This is a genomic window from Sphingomonas sp. Mn802worker, from assembly GCF_000382485.1.
Lineage (GTDB): Bacteria > Pseudomonadota > Alphaproteobacteria > Sphingomonadales > Sphingomonadaceae > Sphingomonas.
Genome location: NZ_AORY01000002.1, coordinates 280,134 through 297,989 on the forward strand (window position 1 = coordinate 280,134; position 17,856 = coordinate 297,989).

The 17,856-nt window shown below is 68.0% G+C and carries 19 protein-coding genes and 1 other annotated feature; of the genes, 7 read left to right on the forward strand and 12 right to left on the reverse strand.

Translation table 11 applies throughout. The annotated features are described in order from the left end of the window. Positions 1-237: 237 nt before the first annotated feature. The 3 genes from fdxA to SMN802W_RS0103240 all read right to left on the reverse strand — a co-directional run bounded on the left by fdxA (position 238) and on the right by SMN802W_RS0103240 (position 3,600). Positions 238-579: a ferredoxin FdxA gene (fdxA, locus tag SMN802W_RS0103230; protein WP_019515454.1), complete on the reverse strand. Its 342-nt coding sequence runs from the start codon at positions 577-579 to the stop codon at positions 238-240. A gap of 76 nt (positions 580-655) precedes the next feature. After that, positions 656-1,003: a S4 domain-containing protein gene (locus SMN802W_RS0103235; RefSeq protein WP_019515455.1), complete on the reverse strand. Its 348-nt coding sequence runs from the start codon at positions 1,001-1,003 to the stop codon at positions 656-658. After that, the gene (locus SMN802W_RS0103240; protein WP_026325691.1) at positions 1,003-3,600 is read right to left on the reverse strand and encodes a helicase-related protein; all 2,598 of its coding nucleotides are present in this window, start codon (positions 3,598-3,600) and stop codon (positions 1,003-1,005) included. Before SMN802W_RS0103240 ends, SMN802W_RS0103235 begins: the two co-directional genes overlap by 1 nt. Before the next feature lie 227 nt (positions 3,601-3,827). Here SMN802W_RS0103240 and SMN802W_RS0103245 point away from each other — a divergent pair, with 227 nt between their 5' ends. Further along, positions 3,828-5,321, forward strand: coding sequence for a M23 family metallopeptidase (locus SMN802W_RS0103245; protein ID WP_019515457.1), 1,494 nt, complete (start codon positions 3,828-3,830; stop codon positions 5,319-5,321). 3 nt (positions 5,322-5,324) lie between these two features. On the opposite strand, the gene SMN802W_RS0103250 is transcribed toward SMN802W_RS0103245, so the two are convergent. The 6 genes from SMN802W_RS0103250 to SMN802W_RS16285 all read right to left on the reverse strand — a co-directional run bounded on the left by SMN802W_RS0103250 (position 5,325) and on the right by SMN802W_RS16285 (position 10,560). Continuing rightward, entirely contained in the window at positions 5,325-5,861 is a 537-nt protein-coding gene (locus tag SMN802W_RS0103250) for an LptA/OstA family protein (RefSeq protein WP_026325692.1), read from the reverse strand. A gap of 5 nt (positions 5,862-5,866) precedes the next feature. Then, positions 5,867-6,505, reverse strand: a complete 639-nt coding sequence (gene lptC, locus SMN802W_RS0103255; protein ID WP_019515459.1) for an LPS export ABC transporter periplasmic protein LptC — start codon at positions 6,503-6,505, stop codon at positions 5,867-5,869. Positions 6,506-6,524: 19 nt separating this feature from the next. Further along, positions 6,525-7,145 (reverse strand): ribonuclease D, encoded by a 621-nt coding sequence (locus tag SMN802W_RS0103260; RefSeq protein ID WP_019515460.1) that lies wholly within the window; start codon positions 7,143-7,145, stop codon positions 6,525-6,527. A gap of 64 nt (positions 7,146-7,209) precedes the next feature. Beyond that, positions 7,210-8,133: an isoaspartyl peptidase/L-asparaginase family protein gene (locus SMN802W_RS0103265; RefSeq protein WP_019515461.1), complete on the reverse strand. Its 924-nt coding sequence runs from the start codon at positions 8,131-8,133 to the stop codon at positions 7,210-7,212. A gap of 19 nt (positions 8,134-8,152) precedes the next feature. Then, positions 8,153-9,322 (reverse strand): acyltransferase family protein, encoded by a 1,170-nt coding sequence (locus SMN802W_RS0103270; RefSeq protein ID WP_019515462.1) that lies wholly within the window; start codon positions 9,320-9,322, stop codon positions 8,153-8,155. Between the two features lie 53 nt (positions 9,323-9,375). Then, on the reverse strand, positions 9,376-10,560 hold the full coding sequence (locus tag SMN802W_RS16285; protein ID WP_162139988.1) for an acyltransferase family protein: 1,185 nt from the start codon (positions 10,558-10,560) through the stop codon (positions 9,376-9,378). Positions 10,561-10,658: 98 nt separating this feature from the next. Between SMN802W_RS16285 and ispG the strand changes: the two genes are divergently transcribed. Next, positions 10,659-11,783: a flavodoxin-dependent (E)-4-hydroxy-3-methylbut-2-enyl-diphosphate synthase gene (gene ispG / locus SMN802W_RS0103280; RefSeq protein ID WP_019515464.1), complete on the forward strand. Its 1,125-nt coding sequence runs from the start codon at positions 10,659-10,661 to the stop codon at positions 11,781-11,783. A 176-nt stretch (positions 11,784-11,959) separates the two neighbouring features. On the opposite strand, the gene SMN802W_RS18945 is transcribed toward ispG, so the two are convergent. Continuing rightward, positions 11,960-12,328, reverse strand: coding sequence for an energy transducer TonB (locus SMN802W_RS18945; protein ID WP_083925564.1), 369 nt, complete (start codon positions 12,326-12,328; stop codon positions 11,960-11,962). Between the two features lie 126 nt (positions 12,329-12,454). After that, positions 12,455-12,889 carry a MerR family transcriptional regulator gene (locus SMN802W_RS0103285; RefSeq protein WP_051083467.1) on the reverse strand — a complete coding sequence of 145 codons (435 nt, stop codon included), beginning with the start codon at positions 12,887-12,889 and terminating at the stop codon, positions 12,455-12,457. Between SMN802W_RS0103285 and SMN802W_RS0103290 the strand changes: the two genes are divergently transcribed. From SMN802W_RS0103290 to SMN802W_RS0103310, 5 genes are all read left to right on the forward strand, one after another. Further along, the gene (locus tag SMN802W_RS0103290; protein ID WP_019515466.1) at positions 12,888-13,637 is read left to right on the forward strand and encodes a glutaredoxin family protein; all 750 of its coding nucleotides are present in this window, start codon (positions 12,888-12,890) and stop codon (positions 13,635-13,637) included. The genes SMN802W_RS0103285 and SMN802W_RS0103290 overlap by 2 nt on opposite strands. A gap of 90 nt (positions 13,638-13,727) precedes the next feature. Further along, positions 13,728-13,783 (forward strand) — a sequence feature (sul1 is cis-regulatory element that is thought to sense ions involved in sulfur or methionine metabolism; They are found in Alphaproteobacteria). 61 nt (positions 13,784-13,844) lie between these two features. Continuing rightward, on the forward strand, positions 13,845-15,338 hold the full coding sequence (locus SMN802W_RS0103295) for a SulP family inorganic anion transporter (RefSeq protein ID WP_019515467.1): 1,494 nt from the start codon (positions 13,845-13,847) through the stop codon (positions 15,336-15,338). A gap of 157 nt (positions 15,339-15,495) precedes the next feature. Next, the gene (locus SMN802W_RS0103300; RefSeq protein ID WP_019515468.1) at positions 15,496-16,395 is read left to right on the forward strand and encodes a DMT family transporter; all 900 of its coding nucleotides are present in this window, start codon (positions 15,496-15,498) and stop codon (positions 16,393-16,395) included. Beyond that, a complete protein-coding gene (locus SMN802W_RS0103305) occupies positions 16,392-16,871 on the forward strand; it encodes a GNAT family N-acetyltransferase (protein WP_019515469.1) in 480 nt (159 codons plus the stop codon). The genes SMN802W_RS0103300 and SMN802W_RS0103305 overlap by 4 nt, the downstream gene beginning before the upstream one ends. Beyond that, on the forward strand, positions 16,871-17,197 hold the full coding sequence (locus SMN802W_RS0103310; RefSeq protein ID WP_019515470.1) for a DMT family transporter: 327 nt from the start codon (positions 16,871-16,873) through the stop codon (positions 17,195-17,197). The genes SMN802W_RS0103305 and SMN802W_RS0103310 overlap by 1 nt, the downstream gene beginning before the upstream one ends. 55 nt (positions 17,198-17,252) lie before the next feature. Here the strand turns inward: SMN802W_RS0103310 and ppa are convergent, their stop codons facing one another. After that, positions 17,253-17,831: an inorganic diphosphatase gene (gene ppa, locus SMN802W_RS0103315; protein WP_019515471.1), complete on the reverse strand. Its 579-nt coding sequence runs from the start codon at positions 17,829-17,831 to the stop codon at positions 17,253-17,255. Positions 17,832-17,856: the final 25 nt, after the last annotated feature.

Here is a 17,856-nt window from a genome sequence, read left to right on the forward strand (position 1 = left end):
CACGCCGCGAACCATTGGTGCGCGAGGCACTGGGTCGACACGGCAGGCTGCGGGGTAGGTTGATCTTCTGGCGGACGCGGCAGGATTGCGCCCGACACGGCAGTATATAGCACAATTATTTGTTTGTTTCCAGCCTGCTTACGTCAGCGCTGCTGCCGCACGTCGACGGTCGCCCCGCGGGGTCGTCCGCAGCGCGTCTCTCTTCCTAGCCGTGCGCCGCCGCGGACGGCGACGGGCTCAGTCGCCCTTGCCGGGCTCGGCAGAGAAGTACTTGTCGTACTTGCCGTCCTCGCCCTTGTGCTCGTCGGCGTCGGGCGGGGTCTGGTCGAGCTTGCGCGTGACGTTCGGCCACTGCGCGGAGAAGGTGGTGTTGAGCTCCAGCCACCGCTCCAACCCGTTCTCGGTGTCGGGCAGGATCGCCTCCGCCGGGCACTCGGGCTCGCACACGCCGCAGTCGATGCACTCGCTGGGATTGATCACCAGCATGTTCTCGCCCTCATAGAAACAGTCCACCGGGCACACTTCGACGCAATCCATGTACTTGCAGCGGATGCAGGCGTCGGTGACGACGTAGGTCATGTAAGCGTTCCTCGGTAACTCGATCGTGTGCGTGGTCGCGATTTTGCGCCGCTGCTATGCGCGACGCGCGAAAGCGTCAATCTTCCAGCCATTCCTGCGAGTTGTTCGCACTGTCCGCGGGTCTGCCATCAACCGCCGTGCCCGCGGTCAGTTCCTGATAGCAGCCGCGCGCTTCTGGTGCTGGGCCACGGCGATGTGGCAGCGCCTCGATCCGCACGACCAGTATACGGTCGTAATGGGCGAACGTCAGGATGTTGCCGACACGCACGCTCACATGCGCGCGGTCGATCGCGCGTCCGTCGATCCGCAGGCGTCCGTTGCACGCCAGAGCCTGCGCCGCGCTGCGCGTCTTGGTCAGCCGCGCGAACCACAGGAACCGGTCGAGCCGCATCGTCGTCGCACCGGCCGGCATCACGCCCGGCATCAACGCGCCTGCATCAAATCGCCCAGCGCGGCGAAAGCGTTGCCGGGCCGCGCCGGAACCGTGCTCGTCGGCACCTTCGGCCGTGGCCGCCCGCGCCAGACGTAGCGCGGAGTGGCGGCATCGCCCTCCTCACCAGCCGACTCACCACGCCGGTCTGCGGCGCGGAAGCCCAGCTCCGCCATCAACCGCGCCAGCGTCTCGGGTTCGAGCCCGATCGAGGTCGCAAGCGCAGGATCGGCCGCGAACGGCGCGCGCGCGCCCTCCTTGCTCGCCGCACGTGCCTCATGCGCGGCGCGAGCGATCCGCTCCACTAGATCGACGCGCACCGCCTGCGCGCCCAGCGGACGATAGCCCATCCCCAGCATCGCGCCCGGCGTTGCGCGCGGCAGCACGGTCGCGCCCGCTGGCGGAACCGGCGGCGCCGCGCCGTGTGCCGCCACGATAAGCGCCTGCCGCCACGCCCGCGCACCGGGCTTGAGCAGCCGCGGATCGAACAGGTCGAGCGCGCCGATCGTGATCCCGGCGCGCCTGAGCCAGTGCCGTGCGCCACCATCCAGCGCGTCGAGCGACGCCGCCAGCGGTGCGCGCGCGGCGATCCCCCCGCCCGCCTCCAGCGCGCCCGCGATGCTGCGGAGCGCCGGCCCTGCCTCAGCCGCGCGCGTTGCCTCAGCCAGCTTGGCAAGGGCAGGCAGCCGCCGCGCGATGCTCGCCATCACCCACTCGCGCACCCGCGCGGCCACGCGCTCGCGCAAGGGCGGATCGAGACAGCCGAGCGCAGGGTCGAGCACGACAGCCGGACGCGCCAGCGAGCTGCCACGCGCCAGCCGCGCGAGTTCGCTCTCCTGTGTGACGATCGCGCCGTCGTCGGATAGCGCGAACGCCTCGTCCTTTGCCGCAATCACCGCCTCCGCGCGACGCCTCCGCTCGGCCGCCAGCCGCTTCTCCGCCGTGGCGAGAAGCAGCCGCTTGTCGGCGGCGCGCGCCTCGGGCGCGACCGTGAAGCGGAACCCGTCGAGCCGCCCGATCGCATGCGCGTCGATCGTCACCTCGCCCTCCGCGCCGATCTCGACCGGCAGCTCGCCCGCCCCTGCGCCGATCTTGCGCATCAGCGCGGTGGTGCGCTTGTCGACGAAGCGCTGCGTCAGGCTGGCGTGGAGCGCGTCGGACAGCCGCTCCTCGACCTCCAGCGCACGCGCCGCCCAGGTCTCTGGATCGGCGAGCCAGTCGGGCCGTTGCGCGATGTACGTCCAGCTGCGGATGCTGGCGATCCGGCCTGCGATCGTCTCGACATCGCCATCGGTGCGATCGAGCCGCGCGACCTCGTCGGCGAACCATTGATGCGGGATGAACCCTTGCGCGAGGTACGCGAACACGCGCCCGACGAAGCGCGCATGCGGGTCGAGCCCCAGCTTGGCGAAGTCGGGAATACCGCACGCCGCCCACAGCCTCGCGACATTGCCGCGCCCGCCCGCGCGCACCCCGTCGCGTACCTGCGGCTCGTCGGCCAGCCGCTTCAACACCTTTAGATCGAGCGCCTCGGGTGCGGGGCGCAGCATGGTGACGGTGCCGCCGGGCATCTCGGGCTTCTTTGACAGGCTGGCGATCAGTGCGTCGATGCTCGACAGATCGGGCTCGCCCTCGCGCCAGTAGAGCCAGTCGAGTTTGGGGAAGCGATGCCCCTCGATCGCCTGTATCTCCTCGGGCAGGAACGCGTCGTCGCCCTCCTCGGTCAGCGCGCCAAACGTGCCGTCGCGCTGGTGCCGCCCGGCGCGCCCCGCGATCTGCGCCATCTCCGCGGTAGTCAGCCGGCGACGGCGGCGTCCATCGAACTTGTGCAGGCCTGCAAAGGCGACATGCCCGACATCCAGGTTCAGCCCCATGCCGATCGCGTCGGTCGCGACCAGATAGTCGACCTCGCCCGCCTGGAACATCTGCACCTGTGCGTTGCGGGTACGTGGGCTGAGCGCGCCCATCACCACCGCCGCCCCGCCACGCAGCCGGCGGAGCATTTCGGCAGTGGCGTAGACCTCCTCGGCGGAGAAGGCGACCACCGCGGAGCGGCGCGGCAGGCGCGACAGCTTCTTCGCCGCGCCGTAGCTGAGCGTCGAGAAGCGCGGCCGCTCGACGATCTCGATGCCGGGAATCAGGTTGCGCAGCACCGGACGCAGCGCCTCCGACCCGAGGATCATCGTTTCCTCGCGCCCGCGCGCGCGTAGCAACCGATCGGTGAAGACATGCCCGCGCTCCTGGTCGGCACCCAGTTGCGCCTCGTCGATCGCGACGAATGCGAAGTCGCGCTCGATCTGGTCGCTCGCCCGACCGCGCTGGCCCGAGCGCGGCATCGGCATCGACTCGACCGTGCACAGGAACCAGCGCGCGTCCTTGGGGACGATCCGCTCCTCGCCCGTCACCAGCGCCACCCGTTCGCGACCCTTGATCGCTACCACGCGGTCGTAGACCTCGCGCGCCAGCAGACGGAGCGGGAAGCCGATGCACCCGCTCGAATGCGCGCACATCCGCTCGATCGCGAGATGGGTCTTACCCGTGTTGGTCGGGCCCAACACTGCCGTCACCCGGGCGTTGTCACGCGCACTCATTGCCCGACCTACATCGGGTGCGCGGCCGGGCGATGCAATCACTTCCTTGCCGGCGCGCACTTCCTTGCCCGCGCGCGCCTTCGTCGTGCGCGCTGGGCGTTCCACCGCGCGGCCGGCATCCAAGCACCGCGGTTAATTTGACTTTAGGGTCTTGGGTCCACAACGCCGCGACCCAGGTGCCGGGACGTTCGGCGCGTGTTTTTCCATAACGGGCCGAGGACGCCGGTTTGTTTCTGCGTGAACAGCAAGGGCTGGAGCTGGCGGGGGCCGCGGGGTCGGCGCGGATGCGCGCGCTCGTCCCCACCGCGCCGACCCACGATACCGCGCCGCAGCCATGGTTCGACCGCGTCCGCGACGTGGCCGCGCGCGCCGACTGGGTGCCCGACCTCGGCCAGGACATCGGCAGCCGGGCGTGGTGGCGCGGGGCCGCGACCTGCGCCGCGCTGATCGCTGCGGCGTGGATGACGCACCCCGGCATCGCGCCCGTGCCCGGCTACGCGCCCCCGGCCGTGACCGGTGCCGCTCGGGAGGAAACCCGCACGCTCGGCATCGCGCCGCTGGGGCTCGGCGCCACGACCGGCCGGCGCATGGCCGCCTCCGGCCTCGTCCGCCACCTGGCCGAGACGCCCGAGCGACCGCAGATTGACCTGACGGTGACATTGGGCGGCGGCGACACGCTCGGCCACGCGCTCGGGCGCGCCGGGGTCGGCATGAACGAGGCCGCACAGGTCGCCGCGCTGGTCGCCGGCGCGGTCCCGCTCGATCAGTTGAAGCCGGGCACGATCCTGTCGCTGACGATGGGACGCCGCCCCTCGCGCCTGCAACCGCGCCCGCTCGAGAAGCTCAGCTTCCGCGCCGGGTTCGACCTCAACCTCGCGGTCAATCGCGCCGGCGATACGCTGCTGCTCGATCGTCACCCGATCAGCATCGACCGCGCACCACTGCGCATCCGCGGCCTCGTCGGCGACGGCCTGTACCGCTCAATGCGTGCCGCCGGCGTGCCTGCGCGCGTGGTCGAAGCTTACATCAAGGCGGTCGCCGCGCGCGTGCCGATCGGCGAGGTCGGTGCCGCCGACACGTTCGACATCGTCGCCGACCAGGCCCGCGCCGCAACCGGCGAGGTGGAGGTCGGGCAGCTGCAATATGCCGGGCTGGTCGACGCGGCGGGCAAGCGCCGGCTCCAGCTCGTCCGCTGGGGCGACAAGGAAGGGGAGGGCGGCAGCTTCATGGACCCGGCCGGCCATGTCGAGCAGCGCGGCTTCATGGGGATGCCGGTCGCCGGCCGCGTCACCTCGACCTTCGGCTACCGGATGCACCCGCTGCTCGGGTTCATGCGGATGCACAAGGGGATCGACATCGGCGCGCCCTTCGGCAGCCCGATCTACGCCGCGATCGACGGCGTCGTGCAATTCGCCGGGCGCAGCGGCGGCTACGGCAATTTCGTCAAGCTCGCCCATGCCGGCGGCTATGCATCGGGCTATGGCCACATGAGCCGGATCGCGGTGTCGCCCGGCACCCATGTCCAGCGCGGGCAGGTGATCGGTTATGTCGGCTCGACCGGCATGTCGACCGGACCGCACCTGCACTGGGAAGTGTGGAAGAACGGCGTGCCGGTCAACCCGCGCGCGATCTCCTGGTCGAGCGTGCAGACCGTCTCGAACGACACGCTGCGCGGGCTGAAGGCGAAACTGGCGCGGTTGCTCTCAAGCCCGACGCGCTGATCCTCAGCTCCGCTTGGGAACCGAGAAGGTGCCCGTGACGCGACCGGTCGGCGCACGCTGCACGTTGCCGCCGGTACCGCTGCCGCTGCCGCCCGCGACCGCCGAGCCGTCGATCACCGCGCGCCCGCTATCGAGGTTGATCGTCAGCCGCGCGCCGTTGACCGTGTTCGGCCCCTGCGTCAGCGTGACCGCACCCAGCATGGTGATGACACGGCGATTGAGGTCATAGACCGCATATTGTCCGCGCGCGGTCTGGTCGGGACGGCGCACCGTCACCCCGCCCGACGCGTCGAGTCTCGACACCTGCGGGTTACCGTCGACCACCTCGCCGGTGTAGGCGACGTTCAGCCGCTGCGCGTTGAGCGTCATCTCGGCCTGCTTGACCGCAACATTGCCGGTCAACACCGCGCGGTTTGCCTTGTCCTGCAGCTCGATCTGGTCCGCACCAAAATCGATCGGCGCATTGGTGTTGTGCTTGCTCTGCGCCGCCACGGGGGCGGCGACAACGAGGAGCGACAGAAGCAGGAGCGGGTGGCGCATGGCGCTCATTTCGTTTGTCTCGGCACGATGCGCAAGCGCGCGTTGCCGTTCAGCCTGACCGTGCGCGATTCCAGATCGGCGGACATGCTGTTCGCGCTGAAATTACCCTGCCTGACCGTGCCCGTCACCGGCGCGGTCGAGGTCAGCTGCCGCGTCTTCAGATCGACGTCGGCGTTCGAGGTGTCGAGCGTGTAATTGTTCGGCGCGCGCACCGCGATGCCGCCGTCGACGCGCACCTTCTCGGTATCCATGTCGTAGCGCGCGCGCGGCGCGGTCAGCCGCGCGGATCCGTCCTGCAACTGGATCGCCGCCGCCATCTGCTGGATCCGCACGATCGGCTCGGCCGAGCTCTTCTGCACCGCCGACCCCGCCTCCAGTTCGAACGGCTGCCCTTTCATGTCGGTGCCGCGATAGGTCGCCGATTGCAGTTTCAGCCGTTCCTTCGCGACATCGACCTTGTTCTTGTCGAGCACGAACGACACCTCGCTCGCCATCGTCAGCGGCGACATGACGAGGAAAGCGGTCAGCACCCCGATCAACGCCGGGATCAGCCAGTTCGACGTGCGGATCAGCCGGTCGTGGCGGCCACCCGGGCGCGCCCACTGCTGGCGATCCGACAGGGTCCGGCGGGCAAGCTCGCTCATGCGCTAACTCCGAACGGGATCAAGCGTGCGCAAAGATGTCGACCTCGGGCCAGCCCACGATGTCCAGCTGAGCACGCGCCGGCAGGAAATCGAAGCACGCCTGCGCCAGTTCCATCCGCCCTTCGCGCAGCAGCCTCTTGTCGAGCTCTTCCTTCATGCGATGCAGGTAGCGCACGTCGGACGCGGCATAATCGCGCTGCGCCTCCGACAGTTCCGGCCCACCCCAGTCGGACGATTGCTGCTGCTTTGAAATATCCTGGCCGAGCAGTTCCTTGACCAGCTCCTTCAACCCGTGACGATCGGTGTAGGTACGCACCAGCCGCGACGCGATCTTCGTGCAATAGACCGGTGCCGCGACCACGCCGAGGTAGAAGCTGAGCGCCGCGATATCGAACCGCCCGAAGTGGTACAGCTTCAATCGCTCAGGATCGGCCAGCACACGCTTCAGATTGGGCGCGGCATAGTCGCTGCCGGGATTGAAGCGCACCAGATGCTCGTCGCCCTGCCCATCGGACAATTGTACCACGCACAACCGGTCGCGCGGCGTGATCAGCCCCATCGTCTCGGTATCGACCGCGATCGCTGCGCCGGGTGCGAACACGTCGCCCGGCAGGTCTTCCTCGTGGAAATAAACAGTCATGTTCGCTGCCGTAGCTTGCGGCGCGCCCGCGCTCAATGGGCGCGGCGTCTGAGTCCTGAGTCGCTCAGCCTTCGTCGGCGTAGATCGCGACGCGCGGCGGCGCACCCGCCGACACCTGCCCGCGGTACATGCCCTCGGTCGTGAAGCTCCACACCGCATCACCAGCAGGGCCGGTCACGATCACGCCGCCGCTGCCGCCCAGCGCCTTGACCCCCGCCATCACCGCGTCCGCCGCTGCCTGCAACGGCTCGCCCAGCATCCGCACGCGTGCGCCGATCTCATGCCCGACACTCTCGCGGATGAAGAATTCGCCCGATCCCGTCGCCGACACCGCGCAAGCGCGATCGTCGGCGTAGGTGCCAGCGCCGATCAGCGGCGAATCGCCGACCCGGCCCCAGCGCTTGCCCGTCACCCCACCGGTCGAGGTCGCGGCGGCGACGTGGCCGTGCGCGTCGCACGCCACCGCGCCGACGGTGCCGTATTTCATGTCGACGTCGAACCAGTCGGCGCTTTCCTTCATCGCCGCCAGTTGCGCGCGGCGTTCGGGCACCACGAACCAGTCCTCGCCTGCCTGCTCGATGCTCTGCTCTCGCGCAAACGTGTCCGCACCCGCGCCGGTGAGCAGCACGTGCGGGCTGTGGTCTTTCACGGCGCGCGCCAGCGTGACGGGGTTGCGCGCCGTGCTGACACCCGCGACCGCGCCCGCCGATCGATCACGCCCGTCCATGATCGCGGCGTCGAGCTCGACCTTGCCCTCGAAGGTCAGCACCGCGCCGCGTGCGGAATTGAAGTGCGGATCGTCCTCCAGCACGCGCACCGCCGCCTCCACCGCGTCGATCGACGCGCCATCGTTCGCGAGCACCGCCGCCCCGGCCTCGAGCGCGCGGGTCAGCGCGGCACGTGCGCCTTCGTCCTGCTCGGGCGTGAGGACCCCGCGGTTGATGATCCCCGCACCGCCGTGGATCACCAGCGTCCAGTTGGTGGACATGACGTAAACTCCTTGAGACTCAGGCAATCGCGGGGCGCGGGTCGACGTGGGTGCGGCGCGACGCGTGCCGCCGCAGTCCGATCAGCGGCCGCACCAGCGGGATACGCCGCCCGATCAGATAGAACGCCCAGCACCCCGCCACCGTCGCCGCGACCAGGATCAGGAAATCGGCCAGCATCGGCAACCCTGCGCTGCGCAGCCACCAGCCGACCATGACGATCAGCGTCTGGTGGATAATGTAGAACGGGAACACCGCCTCGGTCAGCATCGGGCGCCAGCGATGGTCGCGGTTCCAGTGGCTGTCGGCGAACCCGATCAGCGCGGCGATCGCGAACCAGCCCTCGACCGCGCGCGCGACCGAGAACAACTCGCCGATCCCGTCGGGTGCACGCGCGACGCCGGGCCAGGTCAGCTCGATCCCGGCGACCAGCGCGAATGACGCGACCGCGACCACTGCCGACAGCTTCCACCACCGCACCAGGCTCGCCAGCACCGTGTCCGCGCGCGCCAGCGCGAAGCCGAACAGGAACGCGGGGAAATAGGTCGCGTGCGCCACCCAGTCGCCCAGGACCGCATGCGTCTCGCGCCCGCCCGGGAACAGCACCAGATTGACCAGCACCATCCAGACGAGCGGCAGCAGCAGCAGTACGGGGCCGCGGAACAGTGCCTCGAACCCACGCTGGACCGCCTCGCGCGCTCGCTTCGGCGTCACGGCCACGGCTAGCGTGATCGCCAGCGTGTAGATCCACAGATAGGCGACGAACCACAGATGGTTCCACGTCGGCAACGACATGCCGAGGCGAGCGTCGAAGCGGAAATAATCGTGCAGCCAGAACCACGCGTAGCCGTGCGGATAGCCGCGCTTGCTCACCAGCTCGACCCACGCCTGCGGCGGCACGATCACCGCCATCCCGAAGATCAGCGGCACCAGCAGCCGCGCGGTGCGGTTGCGGGCGAACACCCATCGGCTCGACTGCCGCTTGAGCAGCACGCGGCTGGCGTAACCCGATACGATGAACAGCAGCGACAGCCGCCACGGGTTGCTCGCCATCATCGGCACGGTCGCCCACACCGGCCCGTCGAGCTTCACGTGATAGTCCCACGGCACGAACACCATGCCGACATGGTAGAGGATCAGCAGCGCGAAGGCGCCGATGCGGAGCCAGTCGAGCCCGTAATGGCGTTGCATGGGCGGGCGCCTAGCAGCTTCGCCCCCTCGACGCCAATTACGCGCGCGCCAACCTACTCGGCCGCGACCGCCATGCGCGACGGGGCGGGCGGCAGCACGCCCAGCCCCGCGAACGGGCGCAGCACCGGCACCACGCGCGCCAACAGGTAGAAGCCGACACACGCCGCGATCGTCGTCGTCAGCACGACCGCAAACCCCGCAGATGCCGGCAGGCCGAGCGGCAGGATCGCCCAGGTCGTCACCACGATCACCGGATGGTGGATCAGGTAAGCCGGAAACACCCCCTCAGCGAGCGTCGCCCGCCAGCGCGCGTCGCGGTTCATCCAGCGGTCGGCGGCATGCAGCAGGATCAGCAGCATCGACCACGACATCGCCACCTGCGCCGCGCGCCCGGCGGCGGCGATCAGATGCGACGGTACCGCGCTGCCGGGATAGGCCTGCTCGACCCACGCCACCATGCAGCCGCACGCCGCTGCGAACGGCACGCCCCCGCGCCAGTGCGCGCCGATCCGCTGCCACAACAACGGCGATTCCCCCAACGCAAAGCCGAACAGCAGGAACGACACATATTGCACATGCCCGCTCCAGTCGGTGAACAGCCCATGCTGCTCGGGCACGACGAACATCAACGATAGCCGCGCGGCCGCCAGCAACGCGATCGGCACCCACAGGATGCGCGCGCCCGCGGTCGCCGCCTCGATCCGCTCTTGCACCCACCCGGACCCGCGCGCCGCCACCAGCAGCGTCAGCAGCATCGTGTACACCCACAGATATTGCACGAACCACAGATGCTCCCACGCCGGAAAGCCGAGGCCGTAGCGCGGATCGGGCAGCCAATATTCGTGCAGCCAATATCGCGGCAGCGACAGCGGATCGCCCGCCAGCTTTGCCCGCACCCACAATTCGGGCACCAGCAGCACCAGCAATCCGAAGCCAAGCGGCAGCAGCAACCGCTTGCTCCGTCCGCGCGCGAAGTCATGAAGCGAGCGCGATCGCATCATCAGCCGCCGGGTCGCGAACCCCGACACCGCGAACAGCAACGGCAGCCGCCACGGCGTTAGGAATGCGAGCGGCACCACCAGCGCCGGGTTCGTCTCCGGCCATTTGATGACCCAATGCCCCGGCACGAACACCAGCGTCGCATGGTACAGGATCAGCAGCGCGAACGCGCCGATGCGCAGCCAGTCGAGGCCGTAATGCCGTCCGGACAGATGCCGGGCAGGGGGATCAGGGCGCATGACGCCTGTCATAGCTTGCCGCTTCTCAACGAAACGTTGCCGCATCCGCGCCGACAGCGGGCTTTCGGCCGCGCCGCCCAGCGCGTATATGGGCCGGCATGTCCATCCGTCCGTGGCGCGACATCGTCCGCCGAGAGAGCCGCCAGATCATGGTCGGCAACGTCCCCGTCGGCGGCGGCGCGCCGGTCACCGTGCAGACGATGACCAACACGCCGACCAGCGACGCGCGCGCCACGATCGACCAGATCCGCCGCTGCGAGGATGTCGGCGTCGACCTGATCCGCGTGTCGTGCCCCGACACCGAATCGACCGCCGCATTGCCCGAGATCGTGCGCGCGTCGAACGTGCCGATCATCGCCGACATCCACTTCCACTACAAACGCGCGTTGGAGGCGGCGGACGCGGGTGCTGCCTGCCTGCGCATCAACCCCGGCAACATCGGCTCGGCAAGCCGCGTCGCCGAGGTCGTGCGCGCCGCGAAGGCGAACGGCTGCGCGATCCGCATCGGCGTCAACGGCGGCAGTCTGGAAAAGCACCTGCTCGAGAAATACGGCGAGCCATGCCCCGATGCTTTGGTCGAATCGGCGCTCGACCACATCAAGCTGCTGCAGGACCACGACTTCCACGAATACAAGGTCGCGGTAAAGGCGTCGGACTTCTTCCTCGCGGTCGCCGCCTATCAACAGCTCGCCAGCGTGGTCGATTGCCCGCTGCACCTCGGCATTACCGAGGCGGGCGGCTTCGTCGGCGGCACCGTCAAATCCTCGATCGGCATCGGCTCGCTTTTATGGTTCGGCATCGGCGACACGATCCGCGTGTCCTTGTCGGCAGAGCCCGAGGACGAGGTCCGCGTCGGTTTCGAGATCTTGAAGGCGCTCGGCATCCGCAATCGCGGCGTCCGCGTCGTGTCGTGTCCCAGCTGCGCGCGGCAGGGCTTCGACGTGATCCGCACCGTGCAGGCGCTGGAGGAACGGCTTCAGCACATCCGCACGCCGATGTCGCTTTCCGTGCTCGGCTGCGTCGTCAACGGGCCCGGTGAGGCGCGCGAGACCGACATCGGCATCACCGGCGGCGGCAACGGCAAGCACATGGTCTATTTGTCGGGCGTCACCGACCACCACGTCCAGGACGCCGGCATGATCGACCACATCGTCCGCTTGGTCGAGGCCAAGGCCGCCGAAATCGAGTCACACGCGGCCGCGGCGAAGCTGGCGGCGGAATAGCGCAGGAACGGGAAAGCGCGGGTCGCATCCGTGCTTGGCACTGACGCTACTGGCCAACCGATATGTAACCGGTGACGATCTTCAGGTTTGCGGCCGTCTGTTACTGATTAAGGGTGATCGTCTAGCTCTGAAGCCGGAAGCATCTGTCGGCATCAAGCGGTGAAAGGGTTCACCCCTCAACGTGGTAGGTGCCAAGCCATCGGAAATCGGGTGTCGGCCTCTACTGCTTGGCCACCTGCTGCTACTGCGGGATCAAACTTGAGCCGCCGCGCAAACGCACAACTCGCATCATCAAGGCTTTTGGTCCCACTACTTTTCGCGATCGTGCATGAGCTAACCCTGCCTCTTGCCGTTACATGAAGCGCAAGAACGGTGGTGCCTTCCTGCTTCATCCTCAAGGCATCGGCAGGGTAAGGGGATGCTCCTATAAGACCGTTCTGGCGCATAGCCGGCTTAGGCGGCTTGAGAGGCTCAGCGGTTGCCGCTGTTTGACCTTGTGCGACGCTTGATGACGAAAGCATCAGGAGTAACGCAATCGATATCATTCGTGCTCAATCCCCCTAAAATGTGAGTGGAGCATACAATGATGCTTTACGTTCGCAATCCAGCAGTATGACTAGTCGCTGATTGGCTCGCGCGCTTACCTGCAATCGCAAGGACTGCCGCGCACCTCACCCTTCATCGAACGCCGCCAGGATCGGGCACGGTCCTTCGCCACCCCCCGCGCACTCGGTCGCGAGCCGCGACAGCGCGTCGCGCGCGCGGGTCAGTGCCGCGATCTGCGCGTCGATCGCGCTGATGCGCCCACGCGCCAGTTCGCGTGCTCGCGCGCGGTCGTGTCCCGCGTCGAGTGCGAGCAGTTCCGCGATCTCTGCCAGCGTGAACCCTGCTCCTTGCGCGTGCCGGATGAAGCGCAGCCGCCGTACGTCGTCGGCGCCGTAGCGACGGATCGCTCCCGTTGACCCACGCGCAGGTTCGGCAAGCAACCCGCGGCGCTGGTAATAGCGGATCGTCTCGACGCCCACGCCGCCCGCTTGCGCCAGCTCTGCTATCCTCAGCACCGCTCTTGACTCCGGACCATGGTACGGAACCCATATAGGGTGCATGTCGACGACCCGCACCGCCGAGAAACACGCCACGCTCTACCGTATGGTGATGCCCGGCCACGTTTGCCCGTATGGATTGAAGGCGCGCGACCTGCTGCGGCGGCGCGGCTTTGCGGTCGAGGATCGCTGGCTGACGACGCGCGAGCAGACCGACGCGTTCAAGGCCGAGTACGACGTGAAGACCACGCCGCAGGTATTCATCAAGGACGCGCTGATCGGCGGCTACGACGACCTGCGCCGTCACTTCGGGCAGTACGTGCCGGCCGCAGGTGAGACGAGCTACCGCCCCGTCATCGCCGTGTTCGCGATCACCGCCTTGCTCAGCCTTGCCGCCAGCATCGCCGCCTTCGGCACGCCGTTCACGCGAACGGCGCTGATGTGGTTCGGCGGGTTCAGCATGGCGGTGCTCGCGCTGTTGAAGCTGCAGGATGTGGAGCGCTTCTCCACCATGTTCCTGAACTACGACCTGCTCGCCAGGCGCTGGGTGCGCTACGGCTATGTCTACCCCTTTGCGGAGGGCGCGGCGGGCGTGCTGATGGCGGCGGGCGTGCTGACCTGGCTATCGGCGCCGATCGCGCTCGTCATCGGCACGATCGGAGCGGTGTCGGTTTTCAAAGCGGTCTACGTCGATCACCGCGAACTGAAATGCGCCTGCGTCGGCGGCAGCACCAACGTGCCACTCGGTTTCGTGTCGCTGACCGAGAACCTCGGCATGATCGCGATGGCGGTGTGGATGATCGTGATGTGAGGTGCGAGCGGCGGTCAGCGGCTCGTGCTTCACGGCTGCGGCCTCCCGCTTGCCTTCGGGGTGGTGCCATGACTATAGACGCGCCATTCGCATGGACCCGGTGAAATCCCGGGTGGCTATTCCGGCCGCCGATCCGCCGGACAACAACACGCACTGTTTTCTTGAGCACGCCCGACCCGGCGTGCCGTGCCCTGTTGTGGATTTTCGATGACCTTCAATTTCTCTGCCTATCGGCGCCAGTGGTTCACTGACGCCGCCGCCGCCCGCCGCGATGTGCTGGCCGGCATCGTCGTCGCACTAGCGCTCATCCCGGAGGCGATCGGCTTCTCGATCATCGCCGGCGTCGATCCGCGCGTCGGCCTCTACGCCTCGGTCGCGATCGCGATGACGATCGCGCTGATCGGGGGGCGGCCCGGCATGGTCTCCGCCGCCACCGCCGCGGTCGCGGTGCTGATCGGCCCCCTGGTGCGCGACCACGGCGTCGCATACCTCTTTGCCGCGACGATCCTGATGGGATTGATCCAGATCGTGGCGGGGTTGCTCCGGCTCGACCTTGTGATGCAGTTCGTCTCGCGCTCGGTCATCACCGGCTTCGTCAACGCGCTCGCGATTCTGATCTTCATGGCGCAGCTGCCGCAGCTGACGGGTGTGACCTGGGTCACCTACGCGATGGTCGCGGGCGGGCTCGCGATCATCTACGGCCTGCCGCGTGTGACCAGGCTGGTGCCCTCGCCACTGGTCGCGATCCTGGTGCTCAGCGCGATCAGCATCGCGCTGGGCCTGTCGGTCAACACCGTTGGCGACATGGGGCGCCTGCCCGATGGTCTGCCGAGCTTCGCGCTGCCGCAGGTGCCGCTCAGCCTAGAGACGCTGCGGATCATCCTGCCCTACTCGCTGACGATGGCCGCCGTTGGTCTGCTCGAGTCGCTGCTCACGGCGCAGATCGTCGACGACATGACCGACACCGACAGTGACAAGCGCCAGGAATGCGCCGGGCAGGGCGGTGCCAACATCGTGTCCGCCCTGTTCGGCGGCATGGGCGGCTGCGCGATGATCGGGCAGTCGGTGATCAACGTCACCTCAGGCGGGCGCGGGCGGTTGTCGACCTTTGTCGCGGGCGCGTTCCTGCTGTTCCTGCTCGCCGTACTCGGCCCGTGGGTCGGGCGCGTGCCGATGCCCGCGCTGGTCGCGGTGATGATCATGGTGTCGATCGGCACGTTCAGTTGGAACTCGATTGCAAATCTGCGCCGCCATCCGCCGACTTCCTCGGCGGTGATGCTCGCGACCGTGGTCGTCGTGGTGGCGACGCGCGACCTGTCGCTCGGCGTGCTCGCGGGCGTGCTGCTGTCGGGCATCTTCTTTGCCGGAAAGGTGCAGCGGATGTTCGCGGTCGAGCGTGAGCTGTCCGCCGACGGCGCGCAGGCGACCTACCGCGTCTCGGGCGAGATCTTCTTCGCCTCGGTCGACCGTTTCACCCGCGCGTTCCAGACCGAGCGCGCGCCGGCGGTGCTGATCGACGTGACCGGGGCGCATTTCTGGGACATCTCCGGCGTCGGCGCGCTCGACAAGATCGTGGCGCGGCTCAGGCGCGACGGCAGCGTGGTGGAGGTCGTCGGCTACAACCGGGCCAGCGCCGATCTGGTCGACCGCTTCGCGCTCCACGACAAGACCGGAGTCGAGATGGGTTACGCGCCGCACTGATCCTGTCCTACCTTGCAGTGATCGGCCATAGCGTGGGCGTGCCGATGCTTCATGCCCGCCCCTGCCAAACAGTGAAGTTGAGACACGCGTCGCGTGCGCGCGTGAATGTCAACTTTCTCAACTTCGTCTCAACTTAGCTTGTCGTCGTGAGGCACGAATGAGCACGCGACACCTCGCCCCCGCCGCCGCTTTCGCGGTCGCCGCCGGCGGCATCGGGCTGTTCTCGGTCATGGACGCATTCATGAAATCGCTCGTGCTGGGGCTGGGCGTCTACAATGCGCTCGTTTGGCGCACCGGCCTGTCGACGCTGTTCGGTGGTGCGGCGTGGCTTGCCGCCGGCCGCCCGCAACCCAGCGCCCGCGCGCTGCGGCTGCATCTGGAGCGCGGTGCGATCACGGCGGCGATGGCGCTGCTGTTCTTCTGGGGCCTAGCCCGCGTGCCGATGGCGCAGGCGATCTCGCTCGCCTACATCGCTCCGCTGCTCGCATTGCTCCTTGGCGCATTGTTTCTGAAGGAGCGGGTCGGCCGCCATGTCGTGACCGCCTCGCTCGTGGCGATCATCGGAGTCGGCGTGATCCTCGCCGGGCAGCACCGCGCCGCAATAGGTCCGCAGGCGTTCGAGGGCGCGGTCGCGATCCTCGCCTCCGCGATCCTCTACGCGGTCAACCTCGTCGTCGCCCGGCTGCAGAGTCAGGCCGCCCGCCCGGCCGAGATCGCTTTCCTGCAATCCGCGATCGTGTCCGCGATCCTGCTCTGCGCCGCTCCGTGGCTCGCGCACCTGCCGCCAACGGGCGAGTGGTGGAAGATCGCGATCGCCGCCGCGCTTGGCACGTCGTCCTTGTTCCTGCTCGCCTGGGCCTATGCGCACGGTGAGACGGGCTATCTCGCCACCACCGAATATACCTCGTTCGTCTACGCCGCTGCGCTCGGCTGGCTCGTCTTCGGCGAGCGCGTGCAACCGACGACGCTGCTGGGTGCTGCGATCATCGTCGCTGCGTGCCTCTACGCCGCGCGGCGTCGCGATCTCGCGCGAAGTCCGATAGAGCAGGCGGCATGACTGACATCCGCCCCGCCACCCACGCCGACGTGGCCACGATCCTGCGCTTCATCCGTGAACTCGCCGTCTATGAACGCGAGCCCGACGCCGTCGAGGCGACCGAGGCGAGCCTCGCGCAAGCGCTGTTCGGCGAACATCCAGCCGCCGAGGCGCTGATGGCGGAGGTTGGCGGCGAGCCGGTCGGCTTCGCGCTGTTCTTCCACAATTTCTCAACCTGGACGGGCAAGCGCGGGCTTTATCTCGAGGACCTCTACGTCACGCCGGATGCACGCGGACAGGGGGCGGGTCGTGCTTTGCTCGCGCATCTCGCCGGGATCGCGCTCGACCGGGGTTGCGGGCGGTTCGAATGGTCGGTGCTCGACTGGAACACGCCGGCGATCGACTTCTATCGTAAGATCGGGGCGGTGCCGATGGAGGAATGGACGATCCAGCGCGTAACCGGAGACGCGATGGTCCGGCTCGCCGGGCGCAATTGATGGCGTGGGTGCTGCTGATCGTCGGCGGATTGTTCGAGATCGGCTTCACGACCTGCCTGCGTCACGTCGAGGGTTTTCGCAACATTCCCTGGACGATCGGCTTTCTCGCCAGCGTCGCGTGTTCGATGACGCTGCTGGAAGTCGCCTCGCGCAGCATCGCCATGGGAACGGCCTATGCGGTGTGGGGCGGGATCGGAGCGCTCGGCACCGTCGTCGTCGGGATCATCTGGTTCGGAGAGCCGGCCAGTGTGCCGCGACTGCTATTGATCGCAGGCGTGGTCGCCTGCATCGCCGGGCTGAAACTCACCGCGGCCATCGCTGCCTGAGCCCGCAACACCGCGAAGCACGCCCGATGCGCGCTCCTCGGCTTGATCGTCCGGCTCAGTCGCGGCCGGGCACGTCGTGGTCGTGCGGTTCCTCGCCGTGCGCCTTGGCGGCGTTGTAGCGTTCGATCGCCTCCAGCGTGATCCGGCGCGCTTCGTCGCGGTCACCCCACGTGCCGATCCGCACCCACTTCTTCTTCTCCAGATCCTTGTAGTGGGTGAAGAAGTGCTCGATCTGCTCGAACACGATCTCGGGCAGGTCCTCACGCCCGTCGACCTTGGTGTAATAGGGGAAGGTCGAATCGACGGGCACGCAGACAAGCTTCTCGTCGCCGCCCGCTTCATCCTCCAGGTTCAGCACCGCGATCGGGCGCGCGCGTACAACGCAGCCCGGGATGAACGGCGAGCGTGCGACGACCAAAGCGTCGAGCGGATCGCCGTCAGGCGACAGCGTGTGCGGCACGAAACCGTAGTTCGCCGGGTAGCGCATCGGCGTGTGCAGGATGCGGTCGACGAACAGCGCACCTGACGCCTTGTCGAACTCGTACTTCACCGGCTCGCCGCCGGTCGGTACTTCGATGATCACGTTCAGGTCGTCGGGCGGGCTCTTGCCGACCGGGATTAGGTCAATACGCATTGTCGTCCCTTGTTACTTGGATCAC

Excerpts from the sequence above, each read along its gene's own strand:
- SMN802W_RS18945 (WP_083925564.1), bottom strand. The coding sequence starts at position 12,328 with ATGATATCGATTGCGTTACTCCTGATGCTTTCGTCATCAAGCGTCGCA.
- SMN802W_RS0103290 (WP_019515466.1), top strand. The coding sequence starts at position 12,888 with ATGTCGACGACCCGCACCGCCGAGAAACACGCCACGCTCTACCGTATG.
- ispG (WP_019515464.1), top strand. The coding sequence starts at position 10,659 with ATGTCCATCCGTCCGTGGCGCGACATCGTCCGCCGAGAGAGCCGCCAG.
- SMN802W_RS0103240 (WP_026325691.1), bottom strand. The coding sequence starts at position 3,600 with ATGAGTGCGCGTGACAACGCCCGGGTGACGGCAGTGTTGGGCCCGACC.
- SMN802W_RS0103235 (WP_019515455.1), bottom strand. The coding sequence starts at position 1,003 with ATGCCGGGCGTGATGCCGGCCGGTGCGACGACGATGCGGCTCGACCGG.
- SMN802W_RS0103285 (WP_051083467.1), bottom strand. The coding sequence starts at position 12,889 with ATGCACCCTATATGGGTTCCGTACCATGGTCCGGAGTCAAGAGCGGTG.
- SMN802W_RS16285 (WP_162139988.1), bottom strand. The coding sequence starts at position 10,560 with ATGCGCCCTGATCCCCCTGCCCGGCATCTGTCCGGACGGCATTACGGC.
- SMN802W_RS0103250 (WP_026325692.1), bottom strand. The coding sequence starts at position 5,861 with ATGCGCCACCCGCTCCTGCTTCTGTCGCTCCTCGTTGTCGCCGCCCCC.
- SMN802W_RS0103300 (WP_019515468.1), top strand. The coding sequence starts at position 15,496 with ATGAGCACGCGACACCTCGCCCCCGCCGCCGCTTTCGCGGTCGCCGCC.
- fdxA (WP_019515454.1), bottom strand. The coding sequence starts at position 579 with ATGACCTACGTCGTCACCGACGCCTGCATCCGCTGCAAGTACATGGAT.
- SMN802W_RS0103305 (WP_019515469.1), top strand. The coding sequence starts at position 16,392 with ATGACTGACATCCGCCCCGCCACCCACGCCGACGTGGCCACGATCCTG.
- SMN802W_RS0103260 (WP_019515460.1), bottom strand. The coding sequence starts at position 7,145 with ATGACTGTTTATTTCCACGAGGAAGACCTGCCGGGCGACGTGTTCGCA.
- SMN802W_RS0103310 (WP_019515470.1), top strand. The coding sequence starts at position 16,871 with ATGGCGTGGGTGCTGCTGATCGTCGGCGGATTGTTCGAGATCGGCTTC.
- SMN802W_RS0103265 (WP_019515461.1), bottom strand. The coding sequence starts at position 8,133 with ATGTCCACCAACTGGACGCTGGTGATCCACGGCGGTGCGGGGATCATC.
- ppa (WP_019515471.1), bottom strand. The coding sequence starts at position 17,831 with ATGCGTATTGACCTAATCCCGGTCGGCAAGAGCCCGCCCGACGACCTG.
- SMN802W_RS0103270 (WP_019515462.1), bottom strand. The coding sequence starts at position 9,322 with ATGCAACGCCATTACGGGCTCGACTGGCTCCGCATCGGCGCCTTCGCG.
- SMN802W_RS0103295 (WP_019515467.1), top strand. The coding sequence starts at position 13,845 with ATGACCTTCAATTTCTCTGCCTATCGGCGCCAGTGGTTCACTGACGCC.
- lptC (WP_019515459.1), bottom strand. The coding sequence starts at position 6,505 with ATGAGCGAGCTTGCCCGCCGGACCCTGTCGGATCGCCAGCAGTGGGCG.